Genomic DNA, 14,169 nt, shown 5'->3' on the forward strand with positions numbered 1-14,169 from the left:
CACCGCACAGAGGGTGCGCCTCAAGGTCGCCACTGAATGCCCCGTACCCAACCCACACTTTCAGCGCCCGTGTTGTCGCTGTCTGCCCCAATCAACACCGCACGCACTTTGGGCACAGCGGCCCCGGCGGGCAGTTCATCGGCAAACAACTTCGCAAAGTCAGCCGCCACATCGCGGCTCTCGGTTTGCCATTGGGCCAAAGGCGCACCCTGGCCTTGCAGCGTGATGAAGCGCACGCGCTGGGTGTAGGGGTTGGCGCCTTGCAGGCCAGCGGGGTGCACGCTGTCCCACACATAGCAGAGCGTTGCGGCCGGCAGGTCTTCGCCACTCACGCTGCGGGCGATGCGCAGCACGGTGCGCTGGGCAAAGGGCACGCGGTCCAGCGGGTGGTCGAACATCACGCACACTTTGAGCGCTGCGTCGTCACCCGCTTTGGTCAGGATGTCGGCTACGACTTTGCCACCGGTGAGCGGCTGGTCCAGCCGCCAGCGCCATTGCAAGCGACCAGGTTCGGCTTTGGACAAATCGTGCACCCAAGTGCCGTACGAAGCGCGGGTGCTGACCTTCAGGGCCCGCTCGCCTTGCACCTCGGCCAGCTCGAAGCGGGTGGCTGGAATGTCGGCCTTGGACTTGGGAAAGCCCACAAAGCGCCAAGTGCTGGCGGCTGCGCCATTGGCAGGCACCAAAGGCGACAAGCTTTGTGCGAAGGCAGGTGCGTTGGCGCAGGCCATGCTCAGCGCCAGCAGCCCGGGGACAGGTTTCAAAAAAGAGTTCATCCACGCCGCCAATCGTGGAACTTCTCCACCCAAGCCAGCAACTTTTGCGGCGCGTGCGCCCGTTTCCATTCACCGGCCGCGTACTTGTTGGCCTCGGCCATGGTCGGGTAGGTGTGGATGGTGCCCAAAATCTTGTTCAAACCCAGGCCATGTTTCATGGCCAGCACGTATTCGGCCAGCAAGTCGCCCGCGTGCGAGCCCACGATGGTCACGCCCAAAATGCGGTCTTTGCCCGGCACGGTGAGCACTTTCACAAAGCCGTGGGCTTCGCTGTCGGCAATCGCCCGGTCCAGGTCGTCGATGCCGTACTTCGTCACCTCGTAAGCGATGCCCTGAGCTTGTGCCTCTTGTTCGTTCAGGCCCACACGCGCCACCTCGGGGTCGATGAAGGTGGCCCAGGGGATCACGCGGTAGTCCACCTTGAAGGATTTGAAGTCGCCAAACAGCGCATTCACCGCCGCATACCAAGCTTGGTGCGCGGCCGTGTGGGTGAACTGGTAAGGCCCAGCCACATCGCCTGCGGCGTAGATGTTGGGGTAGAGCGTTTGCAGATACTCGTTGGTGTCCACCGTGCGGTGCGTGGGCACGCCAATGTCTTCGAGGCCATAACCTTGCAGACGGGCTACACGGCCCACGGCGCAAACCAATGCGTCAAAAACAATCTCCACTTCTTTCCCTTGTGTGGAGGCCACCAAAATTTTGTCTTCACCCCGGCGCTCGCAGCGCAGCGCCTTGTGCCCGGTGAGCACCCGCACGCCGTCGGCCTGCAATGCGTCGCGTGCCAACGCAGACACCTCTTCGTCCTCGCGCACCATGATGCGCTCGCCCATCTCGACCTGCGTGACCTGTGCACCCAAACGGGCAAAACTTTGTGACAGCTCGCAGCCAATCGGCCCGCCACCCAGCACCACGATGCGCTTCGGAATGTCGTCCAACTTGGCAAACTCGTCCCACAGCGTGTCGCTGGTCACGTAACCCACGTCATCGAGGCCCGGCAAGGGCGGCACCATGGGGCGTGCGCCCGCCGCAATCACAATGCTCCGCGCGGTCAGGCGCTGCACCTGGCCGTTGTTCAAGGTCACTTCCACGGTCCAAGGGTTCACCAACTTGCCATAACCCTGCAGCACCTCCACACCCAAGCTGGTGTAGCGCTCCACACTGTCGTGCGGCTCGATGGCTTTGATCACATCGTGCACACGTTGCATCACCGCCTTGAAACTGAAGCTGGGTGCGGTGTCGCTCAGGCCGTACTTCGCGCCGTGGCGCATCTGGTGGGCCAGCTTGGCGCTCTTGATCAAGGCCTTGCTCGGCACGCAGCCGTAGTTCAGGCAGTCGCCGCCCATTTTGTGCGCCTCGATCAAAGTGACTTTGGCTTTGACCGCAGCTGCAATGTAGGCCGAGACCAAACCTGCCGCGCCACCGCCAATCACGATCAGGTTGCGGTCAAAGGTCTTGGGGCGCACGCTGGCCCAACGGGCATAGACCTTGCGCTTTTGAACGGCCGCCACCACACGCCGCGCCAACAAGGGGAAGATGCCCAGCAGCACAAAGCTGCCCAAAAGCGCCGGGCTCAGAATGCCCCGCACCGAGTCCAGCTGCGCCAGTTGCGTGCCCGCATTCACATACACCGCAGTGCCCGCCAACATGCCCAACTGGCTCACCCAGTAATAGGTCCAGGTCTTCATGCGCGTCAGACCCATGAGCAGGTTGATCAGGAAGAACGGCACCACAGGAATCAGGCGCAAAGTGAACAGGTAAAACGCGCCCTCTTTGTCCACACCGGCATTGATGTCGGCCAAACGCTGACCAAAACGCGCTTCGACCCATTCGCGCAGCACAAAGCGCGAAGCCAAAAAAGCCAAAGTGGCACCAAGCGTGGAAGCAAACGACACCAGCAGCAAACCTTGCCACAACCCGAACACCGCCCCACCGCCCAAAGTGATGATGACCGCGCCCGGAATCGACAGCGCCGTGGCCAAGACGTACACCCCAAAGTAAACGGCGGCCACCATCACAGGCTGCTGTGCATAGAGCTGGTCAAAACTGGCTTGGCTGGCCTTGAGCTGTTCAAAGCTCAGATAACGCCCCAGGTCCAGCGCCACAAACGCACCGATGACCAGCGCCAGCAAGAGCAACAAAACAATTTGACGAAAACGCATGAGGGGAAACTCCGGTGATGCTCTTGGCCACAGTGAACCAAGAGCCATGAACGATAAACGCTGATGCTTTGTTATTCGGCTGAATGCCCTGAGAAGTTACAAGTTCGTCATCCAGATCGAACCCAGAGGCACAGGGCTTTGACACACAGCGTTGCAGGCCTCGCTCCGCATCAGGACGCTAACTCGTATGCCGTGTTGCGCCCACCACCCTCCAAGCGGCGCAACACGCCCCGCGCCAACAAATCATTGATGTCACGCAGCGCCGTGTCGGCCGAACATTTGCCCAGGGTGGCCCACTTGGCGTTGGTCAGCTTGCCGTCCATGCCGTCGAGCACGCGGTTGAGCACCAGCGTCTGCCGTGCATTCATCGGCGTGTCTGCCCAGCGTTGCCAAAACTTCGCCTTGTCCAGCACGCCCGCCAACAAACCATCAGCGCCCTGCACCGCACGCAGCAAGCAGGCCAAAAACCACTGCAGCCATGGCGTCACGTCCATCGTGCCGCGTTGGGTGGCTTCGAGTTGTTCGTAATACTGTTTGCGCTCGCGTTGAATTTGCCCACTCAGGCTGTAAAACCGTTGCGCAGAGCCTTCAGCACGGGCCAAGGCCATGTCGCCCACTGCTCGGCTGATGCGGCCATTGCCGTCGTCAAACGGGTGCAAGGTCACCAGCCACAAATGCGCCAACCCAGCGTGCACCAGCGGATCACCAGAAGGCTTAGCGTTTAACCACTCCAAAAATGCGGCTGTTTGTGCGGGCAAGGTGTGGGCGGGCGGTGCCTCAAAGTGCACCTTTTCTCGACCCACCGGTCCCGAGACCACTTGCATCGGACCCGCTGCGTCGTTGCGCCAATTGCCCACCTGAATCCGCAGACGGCCGCTGAAGCCGGTGGGGAACAGCGCCGCATGCCAACCAAACAAGCGCTCTGCCGTGAGCGGCTGCGCGTGCTGCTGGGTGGCGTCCAGCACCATGTCCACAACGCCATCCACATGGCGGTCAGCGGGCGCGAGCGCGCCAATGTCCACCCCCAACTTGCGGGCAATGGACGAACGCACAGCCTCCAAGTTGAGCGTTTCGCCCTCAATGGCGCTGGTGGTGATGACCTCTTGCGTCAAAACCTGCAAAGTCGCCAAATCGCGCTGCGCCAACCCCAAATGCGCCATCCGGCCCACCAACTCACCTTGCGCGCGGTGCAACTGTGCCAACGGCCCGGCCAGGGCAGCCGCGTCATATCGCCACTGCGGCCAGTCGGGGCGCTGCCAGAGGTAAGTGCGTTTGCGGGGTAGCTTGTCGGCGAACATGCGGTGATTATGCGCCTTATTCACCGCATATATTGCGGTGAATAAGTAGCGTATTCACCGCAATCGCCCATAGCCTCAACCAACTCGCAACCAAGTGGGGGCCGCACACAGAGCCGTAAAGTATTCAAGCGCTTCATCCAGGATGCAGCAAGCCTGAGGTACAAATTATCTCAAACATGCTATATTTCCCGGATGAAGTGGGACATCAAATATCACGATGAAAAGTTACAGGCTGATGTGCTGGCTTTACCACCCGGCATTTTGGCAAGGTACTTTCATTGCACTGATCGAATGATGGAATTTGGCCCGGATTTAGGAATGCCCCACACGCGGGCCATGAGTTCAGGTCTTTTTGAGCTGCGATTGAAATCCCGAGAAGGTATTGGACGCGTATTTTTCTGTACGGTGGTGAATCGCAAAATTGTCATGCTCCATCAGTTTGTGAAGAAGACCGACAAAACACCGCCCAAAGAATTGGCACTTGCGCGCAAGCGTATGAAGGAGTGGAAAGATGTTGACGCATAAACAACTGCGCACCCAGGCACTGGCCAATGCGGCCGTCAAAGCAGAATTTGACAAGCTGAGCGACGAGTTTTCTCTTTTGGATGAGTTCTTGAAGGCCCGCACGTCGCAAGGCCTGACCCAAGCGCAAGTGGCCGAAAAAATCGGAACCACCCAATCTGCTGTTGCACGCATGGAGTCCGGCAGTGGCAAGCACTCGCCATCGCTGGCAACGCTGACCAAGTACGCAGATGCCTTGGGTTGCAAGCTGGAGATTCGGCTGGTTCGCAGGCCTCGGGCAACCGGCAATTTAACGAGCCGTACGATTCAGGCCACGCCCAAACGCTTGGCGGCTTCATGAACGAACTTGTGCGACATCAGTACGTCGTGCACTGACAGAAATGGTGGCACTTTATAAAAGCCAAAAAGTTCGAGCAAACGTTTGATGAGGGCATCGACATCACGGCTTCTTTGGACTTGTCCAAAGCCAAGCGCGTGCTGCAAGAGCAAGTGACAACGGACGCCCAAAGTCGCGATGCAAGCCAGCTCTGATTTTGACAAATGGCGCGTTTAAGGAAGCGCTTGCGAGTTGAGCGCGCAAAAATTTTTGTAGCTAATTATTCGTATTTATTTGGGTATAGTTGGGCGCTTCATGCCTGCTGCGCTGGATGGTGCGGGAGGGAAGTAGCAAGGGGCTGGATGGCGGGTTTGGGCTGCAAATTTAAACCTGCATGCACAGACAACCCCTGGCCCAAGACCCATGGCGCAAGCCGCTTGCAACGATTTCAACAAAAAGGATGTATCGACACGGGCCGGGTGTATCAACCGGGTTTCGCGGTCGATTCCACGATAGCCATAGAAGTCTTTACCAAGAGCGCCAAATGAACTCGCCAGAAAAAGCAGCTGAAAAAGAAAAGCCTGTCTGTTTTGTCATCATGCCGATCTCAGACGTTCATGGATATGAACCGGGACACTTTGGACGCGTTTACGAACACATACTCAAGCCTGCAATTGTGGCGGCGGGTTATATACCTATTCGAGCTGACGACACCATAAAGACTGACTACATAGTTGTCGGGATAATCCAGAAGATTGTCGAATCTGAAATGGTTATTTGTGACTTTAGCGCAAGGAATCCTAATGTCATGTATGAGCTCGGGATTCGACATGCTTTTAACAAACCCGTTGCGCTCATAAAGGATCGACGCACAGACAAGGTATTTGATATTCAGGGCCTGCGGTACGTAGAGTATGACGACACCCTTCGCATTGACACTGTCCAAAAGGATATTTCAAAGATTTCAAGCGCAATCCAAGAAACTGCATCTGCAAATGGAAAAGGTGTTAACTCAGTGGTTCAATTGGCTGGTATTACCGCTGCTGAGATTCCCGCAAAGCAACAAGTTTCTGGTGAAACACAATTAATTCTCTCAGCCATAGGGTCGCTAGAACGACGAGTGAATGGTATTGAAAACAAAGGCAAGGCTAATGCTAGATTCTTCACCACAGAAGATGAAATGGTCACATTTCAAGACAATTCGACTGCTGAGATTAACGAAGAAATATTTAACCATGCTGCGGAGCTTGTTGGAATTCTTGTTGATATTCATCCTGTCGATGAAAAAATCTTTATCAAGCAAGAGGACGGAAAAATTATTCCGTATGCTGCAAATTCGGTCCGCTCAAAAGGACTGAGTTCATTTCCTTTTTGAATTTCTACCGCTGCATCTTCACGGACGCACCCAAGTGCCGCTTGTCCCGAACGTTGCAAATTTCACGTATCTACGGTCGCGAGCTATCCTATCCCGGCTGTTCACATGATTGCCTAACGCCACCCCAACCGCCGATACCCCCACCAAACCCGCATCCCCGTGGTGATGGCACACAAGCCCGCAAACCCATAAGCCAACACCGCAAAGTGTTCAGGCCAGATGCACATGGCGGCGAAGACGGTGATGGTTTCGGTGGCTTCAGTCAGGCCACCTAAGAAGTAAAAGCTTTTGCCCGGCAAGGCGGTGTCCGTCAGGCCGCGTTTTTCGGCCAGTGCGGCGAAGGCTAAAAAGCTGCTGCCGGTGCCGATGAAGCTGGCCAGCAGGGCTGCGGCGGGCAGGGCATTGGCGGCGGGGTTGGCCACCGCAAAGGCCAGCGGGATGGCGGCGTAGAACACGAAGTCGAGCGCGATGTCCAGGAAGCCGCCCGCGTCGGTGGGTTGGGTCAGGCGGGCCACGCTGCCGTCCAAGCCGTCGAGCAAGCGCGAGGCCAGCAGCAGCGCCAAGCCCCACCACCACGCTTGCAGCGCAATGGCCACGGCGGCGGCCATGCCGATGGCAAAGCCCAGCCAGGTCAGCGCGTCGGCGCTGATGCCTGCGCGCACCAAGCCGCGTGCGGCAGCGTTCAGCGCGGGGCGCAAGAGGGTTTGGGCGTGGCGGTCAAACATGGTTTGCGCTTTCTTCGGCGGCGGCGCGCAAGTGCACCACGCGCTGCGGGTCTGCCACGTCTTGTTCGTCATGCGTGACCAAGACCACCGGAATGCGCCGCTCGCGCACATGCGCAAACACCCACGGGCGCAGCTGGGCGCGCAAGGCGGCGTCGAGTTTGGAAAAAGGCTCGTCGAGCAGCAGCGCTTGCGGCTCGGCCAGCAAGGCGCGCATGAGCGCCACACGCGCACGCTGCCCGCCCGAGAGCGTGGACGGGTCGCGCTCGCCCATGCCCATCAGCTCAGCTTCTTGCAGCGCTTGTTGCACACGGGCTTGGCGCTGCGCGTTGGTGCTGCGGGTGCCCCAGTTGTCACTGGCGGGCACGGCAAAAAGCAGGTTATCGGCCACCGTCATGTGCGGGAAGAGTAAGGCGTCTTGAAACACCAGGCCCACGCCGCGTTGGTGGGTGGGCAGGTGCGTGAGATCACGGCCATTGAGTTGCACCAAGCCTTGTAACTGCAGTGGCTGCAGCCCTTCGGACACGCTGGCCAGCGTGCCCGCTATTGCTGCGAGCACCGAGCTTTTGCCGCAGCCGCTCGGGCCCATGAGCGTGAGGATTTCGCCGGGCGGCACATTCAGGCGCAGGCCGCTCACCAGCGCGTGAAGCGCGCTGCCCAAGCGTTCGATGTGAACGTGCAGGCCGTCGTTCATGCCCTGATGAAGGCCATCTTGTGGGGTGTCGGTCATGGTGTGGCTTTCATGGGGGCGATCTTCTCAAATCGGCGTGGCCTGCCCAGCCACGCGGCCAGCGCAAAGGCGGCGATGGGCAAGAGCATTTGCAGCGCGGCGTAGGCGCTCATGAGCGAGCGTTGTGCGCCCGCAGCCAAGGTGACGGCTTCGGTGGTGACTGTGGCAAAGCGGCCCGCGCCCACGTAGAGCGTGGGCAGGTATTGCGCCACGCTGACCGCAAAGCCCACGGCCCAAGCCGAGGCGATGGCGCGTTTCAGCAAAGGCCACTTCACACGCCACAAATACACCCAGCGGCCGTGGCCCAAGCTGGCCACCAGCGCGGCTTGGCGCGGGTCCACCGCTTGATAAGCAGGCACCAGCGCCAGCAGCACATAGGGCAAGACCATGACCGCATGCGCCAGGCTCAGGCCCAGCCATTGGCCTTCGAGGCGGGTGTGCAGCGCCAAGCTGTACAAGCCCACCACCCACAGCACCGAAGGCAAGACCAGCGGCAACAAGAACCAAGGTTGCAGGGCCTGCTGCCAGCGGCGCGGTGCCAACTCCAGCCACGCCACAGACCACAGCAAACACACACTGGCCGATGCCACGCCCAGGCCCAAGGTGGTCCACACCGTGTGCACGCTGCTGGCCACTTGTTGCCAGGCGCTGAGTGTCCACAGCTCGGGCCACACTTGGGGGAAAGGCCACACGCCTGAGACACTGCCCACGGTCAGGGCGAACCAGACGGCGGCGTAGGCGGCGAGGATGGTGGTCCAGATGACATTCGGCTGCCAAACACCCACAAAAACTGCATTAGGTAGGCGCCTTGCCCCGGCCAACTTCAGGCGCTTGCCATACCCCAGCATTCGCCGCGAGGGCGCGGCTCCTACAAGCCACCCCGCCAGCACGCCCGCCACCAGCACCGTGCCCGTCAGCCACCCCGCTGCCGCCACGCCTTGTGATTGCGTGAGCAGGTCGGCATCGCTCAGCCATTGCCAGGCCAGCACCGCCAAGGTGGGCGGTGTGGCGGGGCCGATGATGAGCGCCATGTCGACCACCGTGAGGCCATAGGCCAGCACCGCCAGCAGCGGCCAGCGCAGGCGCGGGGCCATTTGCGGCCAGATGATTTGCGCAAAGGCTTGTGCAGGGGTGCGGCCCAGGGTTTGGGCCAGGGCGTATTCGGCCTGCCAGCGGCGGCGCAGGTCTTCGCGCTGCATCTGCGTGGCGGCCACCCACAACAAAAACGGCACTTCTTTGAGCCACAGCGCCAAGATCAGCCCCAGGCCCCACGGGTCTTGTGTGGTGAACCAGGGCGGCGGTGCGTCAAAGCCGGTGAGGCCCGGCGACAGCAGCCGCAGCGCCCAGCCGCTGGGCGAGAGCCACAGCACCAGCCCGATGGCCATGGCCGCGTGCGGCGTGGCCAGCAAGGCAGGCAGATGCGACAGCCAGCGGCCCAGCTGTTGGCGGATGAAGCCACTGGCCAGCACATGCGCCACCGTGATCCACGCCAGCGCGGTCGAAGCCAGCCCGGTCCACAGCGTCATGCCCCAGGCGCGCCAGGTTTGCGGGTCGGCCCACAGGGCTTGCCAGGCGGCATCGAGCATTTGCGCGGCCACCGCCCAAAGCGCCGCGCCGATGGGCACGGCCACGGTCAGCGCCAGCAGCCACGCAGCAAAAATGGCAAAGGCACTCACAGGCCAGCGTTGAGCTGTTGCCCGATGGTTTTGTGGCCCATGGCTTGGGCCAAGCCCGCCACTTGGCAGCGCTCGGCGTTTTGGTGGGGCAACGGCTCGTCGCAGCCCGGCAGGGTTTGGCCCAGTTCAAAAATGCGTGAGGTCATGGTGGTTATCTATTGGGTTGTGGACGGAGTATCAAGCAAACGGGTTGCGGCACCGGCGGGGAAGACCGCCGTCGTGTTCATGAACCTCTGGGAAAATGCCGCGTGGGTGGTCGGGCCACCCGCCAAATTCTCTGTGCATGCCCTCAACCCGCTTGCCGACCCATTCATGAAGGAGCCCTCTGTGGCCAAGTTCAAACGCGCCCCTCAGGGTTACACCACGCCCTCAGGCCAGCCATGGCCGCCCACTGACACGCATGCCAAGGTGGATGCTACCCCGCTGGACAAGCCCAATGTGGACGAGGCGCGAGTGCAACAGGTGTTGGACATGATGGTGCTGCTGTCGCAAAGCACCACGGCCACCGAGATGACCCAGCTGTTGCGACAGCATGGCGACTTGGTGGGGTGGACGGGCTCGGTGACTGAAACCAGCGTGCGTGCCCAACTGGTGGTTTTACGCGAGCGCGGCTGGGTCAACCCTGGCTACAGTGGCCTCCAAGAGTTGAACTTTTCAGCACCAGATACCCGCAAGAACCTGATTCGGGTCTACACCACCGTGCAGCCCACGGCGCTGTGGCCACACATGGTGCAGCGCCTCAGCACGACTCGGACCCATTCTTGGTCGCTTCAGCCAGAGCGCGTGGCTTTGGGCTATTGCGTGGTGCGGGCCCACCTCTGGTTAGGGCGCAGCGAGGCCGAGGCCATGGCCATGCTTGCACCTCACGCACTGGCGAGCTACCTGCCGCAATGGGCAGATCAGATTTTTGAAGATGCCTGGTTGCCCGAGTTGATGGGCCAGGCCGACCCCTTGTGGCTGCAAAGGCTGTTGCTCACGGCCCTGAGCAGCATGGACGACCCGAATTACCCCTTGGCTATCGCTTGGCTTGAGACCGAGATCCCTTCGGGCCGCTTGGTGCCGCAACCCATCACGCGCCTGGCCTTGGGCATCTCTATGGCGGGTGACGCGCGCGGCGCGCAGCTCACCGCCCTGCTGGGCCCGGATTGGTGCTATGTGCCCGAGCTGGCGGGTGCCATTGAAGGCCTGCAACTGCTGCAAGCGGGCGACCACGGTGGCGCGCGTCAGGCCTTTGCAGCCAATGGCAAAGCGCTGCGTGCGGCCAAGGTCAAATGGGCCGAGCTGCTGCCACCTTGGCTGCAGCAGCTAGAACTGCTTGCTTGGCTGAGCAGCGACGATCACAAAGATTGGGAGGTGGCTCGCAAGCTGTGTGTGGCAGCGTCTGGCCGCCGCCAGCCGGACATCAACGACGGTATTTTTGGCGTGTGGGTTCAAGCGATTGATGCGCGCCTGGGCAAGTCGCCTTGGCACCCGCACTTCACCGACTTTTTGAAGCGAGACATCAAGGCTGAACACCTGCTGCAATTGGCCTGGCTGGGCAAGCCTGCCGGTGAGCCGCCCAACGACGACAAGGTCGCCACCACGCTGGCGTTCCTCAAAAACCAGTGCCTGGGCAGTCTGCTGGCCCCCGCGCTCGAGGCCTGCGAGCGCCTGGGCTGGCCCAGCGCTGAATGGGTTCACCCCGTGGCGGCAAGGCCCGCGCGCATTTTTGGGGCACCGCCTGAGCCTTGGCGCGACGCCCTGCAAGCCATTCTGAACCTCAGCGCCTCCAGCGACCCTGCCGCAGTGGCCGACAAGCCTGCGCTGCAATGGGCGTGGAGCCTGAGCATCGATGAACAGGGTCGCCCGATAGACCTGAACATGTTGGAGATGAGCACGGGGGCTCGTGGGGCCGTCAAGCTCAAACCCTTAGGCTGGCTGGCAGCCCAAAAGCGCCAAGGCTTAACCGCCCGCGACAGTGCGGTGCTGCGCCACCTGCAGCGCCCACGCAACAGCACCCAGCCCGTGCTGAATATCACCGGCGCACTGCAAGCCCTGAAGGGCCACCCCCTCCTGATGCTGGAAGACGCGCCGCAGCAGTGGCTGGAGATGGTGCCCGCCCAGCCGCGCTTGCTGGTCAAACGAGAAGGCGACGGCGCAAACGCCAGCTATCTGTTCGAGATTGACCCACCCATCAACCTGAAGACATCACCCCAGTTGCCCGATCATTTCAATCTGTGGGGTGACGAGCGCCATGCCGCTGCAGAAGACCGGGCCCAGTGGCGCATCGTGCGCGTGAGCCCTGGCGTGGCCAAGCTCATCCACATCAGCCCGGCGCAGCAGCAGGTGGCCGACCTCATCACCAACGGCTGGCGGGTGCCCGCCCAGGCGCAAACCGAGTTGAACGCCGCACTGCAAGCCTTGGCCTCGCACTTTGAGTTGCAGGGCGATGCCCAAACGGGCCGCCAAGTGCCCGCCGAAAGCCGTTTGCGCGCACAACTGGCCCCGGCAGGCGAGGGCCTGACCCTGCGCCTGGTGGTGCAACCCTTTGGCGACTATGGCCCCCTGGTGGTGCCCGGCATGGGTCGTGCCCGCATGGTGTGCGTGCACGAGGGCGAGAGCCTGTGGTGCGAGCGCAGCCTGAGCGAAGAGCGGCGTTGGCTGACCAGCGTGCTCGAAAGCCTGCCCATGCTGGACCCCGAGCACAGCGCCGACCAAACGGTGTTGCTTGACACGCCCGACGAAGCCTTGAGTGCGCTGGACCAACTGCCGAGCCAGCCCGGCGTTGCCGCCATCGACTGGCCCAAAGGGCGCGCCGTCAACATTCAGCAAGTTCACAGCCAGCAGATGTCGATCACCGTGGGCAGCGGCCGCGATTGGCTGGCGCTGGACGGCGAGGTGCAGCTCGACGAAGGCCGGGTCATGGGTCTGCAGCAGCTTTTGGCCCTGATGCGCGGCAGCAGCAGCCGTTTTGTGACGCTGGCCGAGGGTCAGGTCCTGGCGCTCAGCGACCGCCTGCGCCAGCAGCTCAAAGACCTGGACGGCCTGGCACAAAGCAGCAAGAAGGCGGGCCTGCAACTGCCGCACGCCGCAGCGGCCTGGCTGAGCGAACAACTCGATGGGGTAGAACTGAAGGGCGACAAAGCCTGGCGCGAGCGCGTGGACGAGCTGGCCAAAGCCAGTCAATGGGAGGCCCCCGTGCCGCGCACCCTGCAGGCAGAGTTGAGAGACTACCAACGCCAAGGCTACCAATGGATGGCGCGCCTGTCGCGCTCGGGGCTGGGTGCATGCCTGGCCGACGACATGGGCCTGGGCAAAACCGTGCAGACCCTGGCCCTGCTGCTGCAACGCAGCAAGGGTGGGGCCGCTCTGGTGCTGGCACCCACCTCGGTGTGCAGCAATTGGCGCGACGAGATCCACCGCTTTGCACCCAGCCTGGAGGTGCACATTTATCACGAGGCCGCAGACCGCCGCCAGGTCTTTGCTGAGCTCGGCCCCGGCCATGTCTTGGTGGCCAGCTACGGCCTGGTGCAGCAAGACAGCGAAGCCTTCACGCAGGCCGCCTGGGCGACGCTGGTGCTGGACGAAGCCCAGGCCTTGAAGAACGCCGCCACCAAACGCGCGCAAGTGGTCAGCCAGCTGCAGGCGGGCTTTCGCCTGGCCCTGTCGGGCACGCCGGTGGAAAACCGGCTGTCTGAGTTGTGGTCGTTGATGAACATCTTGAACCCTGGCTTGCTGGGCTCGGCCAGCCAGTTTCAAGAACGCTTTGCCGGCCCCATTGAGCGCCAGCAAGACCCGGCGGTGCGCCAGCGCCTGCGCCGTATCATTGCGCCCTTCTTGCTGCGCCGCACCAAGGCCCAGGTCTTGCAAGACCTGCCGCCGCGCACCGAGATCGTTCACCTGGTGCAACCCAGCGAGGCCGAGCGCGCCTTGCAAGAAGCCATGCGCCGCCAAGCCCGCGAGGAGGTTGAAAAAGCCGCCCAAGACAAGAAAGGCCCGCAAATTCGCATGTTGGCCGAACTGATGAAGCTGCGCCGCGCCGCTTGCGACCCGCGCCTGGTGGTGCCCGAGATGGGGCTCTCCGGGGCCAAGATCGAGGAATTTGAACGCTTGGTGCAAGAGCTGGTGGCGGGCCAACACAAAGCCTTGGTGTTCAGCCAGTTCACCGACTACCTCAAGCTCTTGGCCGAGCGCCTGGAGGCCCTCGGTGTGGCCTACCAATACCTGGACGGCAGTACCCCGGCGGCCGAGCGAGGCAAGCGTGTGGCCGCCTTTCAGCAAGGGCAGGGCGAGGTGTTTCTGATCAGCCTGAAGGCGGGTGGCTTTGGCCTGAACTTGACGGTGGCCGACTACGTCATCATCGTCGACCCCTGGTGGAATCCGGCCGCCGAAGACCAAGCCAGCGGCCGTGCCCACCGCATGGGCCAGCAACGCCCCGTCACCGTCTACCGCTTGGTCACCCAGGGCTCGGTGGAGGAGCGCATCTTGCAAATGCACCACGACAAACGCAGCCTGGCCGACAGCATGCTCAACGACCAGGACGGCTCGGCCGTGCTGGATGCCTCCGCATTGGCGGAATTGCTCAGGGATTGATCAGGCGCAAGCCATTTTTGCAG

11 protein-coding genes are annotated in these 14,169 nt (G+C 61.7%); 4 read left to right on the forward strand and 7 right to left on the reverse strand.

What is annotated here, in order from left to right; genetic code table 11:
• Positions 1-20: 20 nt before the first annotated feature.
• The 3 genes from QZ190_RS16810 to QZ190_RS16820 form a co-directional block, all read right to left on the reverse strand.
• A complete protein-coding gene (locus QZ190_RS16810; protein WP_291918728.1) occupies positions 21-776 on the reverse strand; it encodes a DUF3047 domain-containing protein in 756 nt (251 codons plus the stop codon).
• Positions 773-2,935, reverse strand: a complete 2,163-nt coding sequence (locus QZ190_RS16815) for an FAD-dependent oxidoreductase (protein WP_291918730.1) — start codon at positions 2,933-2,935, stop codon at positions 773-775. The genes QZ190_RS16810 and QZ190_RS16815 overlap by 4 nt, the downstream gene beginning before the upstream one ends.
• A 170-nt stretch (positions 2,936-3,105) precedes the next feature.
• A complete protein-coding gene (locus tag QZ190_RS16820; RefSeq protein ID WP_291918733.1) occupies positions 3,106-4,233 on the reverse strand; it encodes a Fic family protein in 1,128 nt (375 codons plus the stop codon).
• 192 nt (positions 4,234-4,425) lie between these two features.
• Between QZ190_RS16820 and QZ190_RS16825 the strand changes: the two genes are divergently transcribed.
• The 3 genes from QZ190_RS16825 (at position 4,426) to QZ190_RS16835 (ending at position 6,446) form a co-directional block, all read left to right on the forward strand.
• The gene (locus tag QZ190_RS16825) at positions 4,426-4,758 is read left to right on the forward strand and encodes a type II toxin-antitoxin system RelE/ParE family toxin (RefSeq protein WP_291918734.1); all 333 of its coding nucleotides are present in this window, start codon (positions 4,426-4,428) and stop codon (positions 4,756-4,758) included.
• Entirely contained in the window at positions 4,745-5,095 is a 351-nt protein-coding gene (locus QZ190_RS16830; RefSeq protein WP_291918736.1) for a helix-turn-helix transcriptional regulator, read from the forward strand. Before QZ190_RS16825 ends, QZ190_RS16830 begins: the two co-directional genes overlap by 14 nt.
• A 520-nt stretch (positions 5,096-5,615) precedes the next feature.
• Positions 5,616-6,446: a hypothetical protein gene (locus QZ190_RS16835; RefSeq protein WP_291918738.1), complete on the forward strand. Its 831-nt coding sequence runs from the start codon at positions 5,616-5,618 to the stop codon at positions 6,444-6,446.
• 113 nt (positions 6,447-6,559) lie between these two features.
• Here QZ190_RS16835 and QZ190_RS16840 read toward each other — a convergent pair whose 3' ends face one another.
• Genes QZ190_RS16840 through QZ190_RS16855 form a run of 4 tightly spaced genes read right to left on the reverse strand, consistent with a single transcriptional unit; the run spans position 6,560 to position 9,720 of the window.
• Positions 6,560-7,171, reverse strand: a complete 612-nt coding sequence (locus QZ190_RS16840; protein ID WP_291918739.1) for a CDP-alcohol phosphatidyltransferase family protein — start codon at positions 7,169-7,171, stop codon at positions 6,560-6,562.
• A complete protein-coding gene (locus tag QZ190_RS16845; RefSeq protein WP_291918741.1) occupies positions 7,164-7,898 on the reverse strand; it encodes an ATP-binding cassette domain-containing protein in 735 nt (244 codons plus the stop codon). Before QZ190_RS16845 ends, QZ190_RS16840 begins: the two co-directional genes overlap by 8 nt.
• Positions 7,895-9,574, reverse strand: coding sequence for an ABC transporter permease (locus QZ190_RS16850; RefSeq protein ID WP_291918743.1), 1,680 nt, complete (start codon positions 9,572-9,574; stop codon positions 7,895-7,897). The genes QZ190_RS16845 and QZ190_RS16850 overlap by 4 nt, the downstream gene beginning before the upstream one ends.
• Positions 9,571-9,720 carry a hypothetical protein gene (locus QZ190_RS16855; RefSeq protein WP_291918745.1) on the reverse strand — a complete coding sequence of 50 codons (150 nt, stop codon included), beginning with the start codon at positions 9,718-9,720 and terminating at the stop codon, positions 9,571-9,573. Before QZ190_RS16855 ends, QZ190_RS16850 begins: the two co-directional genes overlap by 4 nt.
• Positions 9,721-9,886: 166 nt before the next feature.
• On the opposite strand from QZ190_RS16855, the gene QZ190_RS16860 reads away from it, so the two are divergent.
• Entirely contained in the window at positions 9,887-14,146 is a 4,260-nt protein-coding gene (locus QZ190_RS16860; RefSeq protein ID WP_291918747.1) for a DEAD/DEAH box helicase, read from the forward strand.
• Positions 14,147-14,169: the final 23 nt, after the last annotated feature.

Origin of the sequence: Limnohabitans sp. (assembly GCF_017848645.1) — a bacterium.
Classification (GTDB): Bacteria; Pseudomonadota; Gammaproteobacteria; order Burkholderiales; family Burkholderiaceae_C; genus Limnohabitans_A.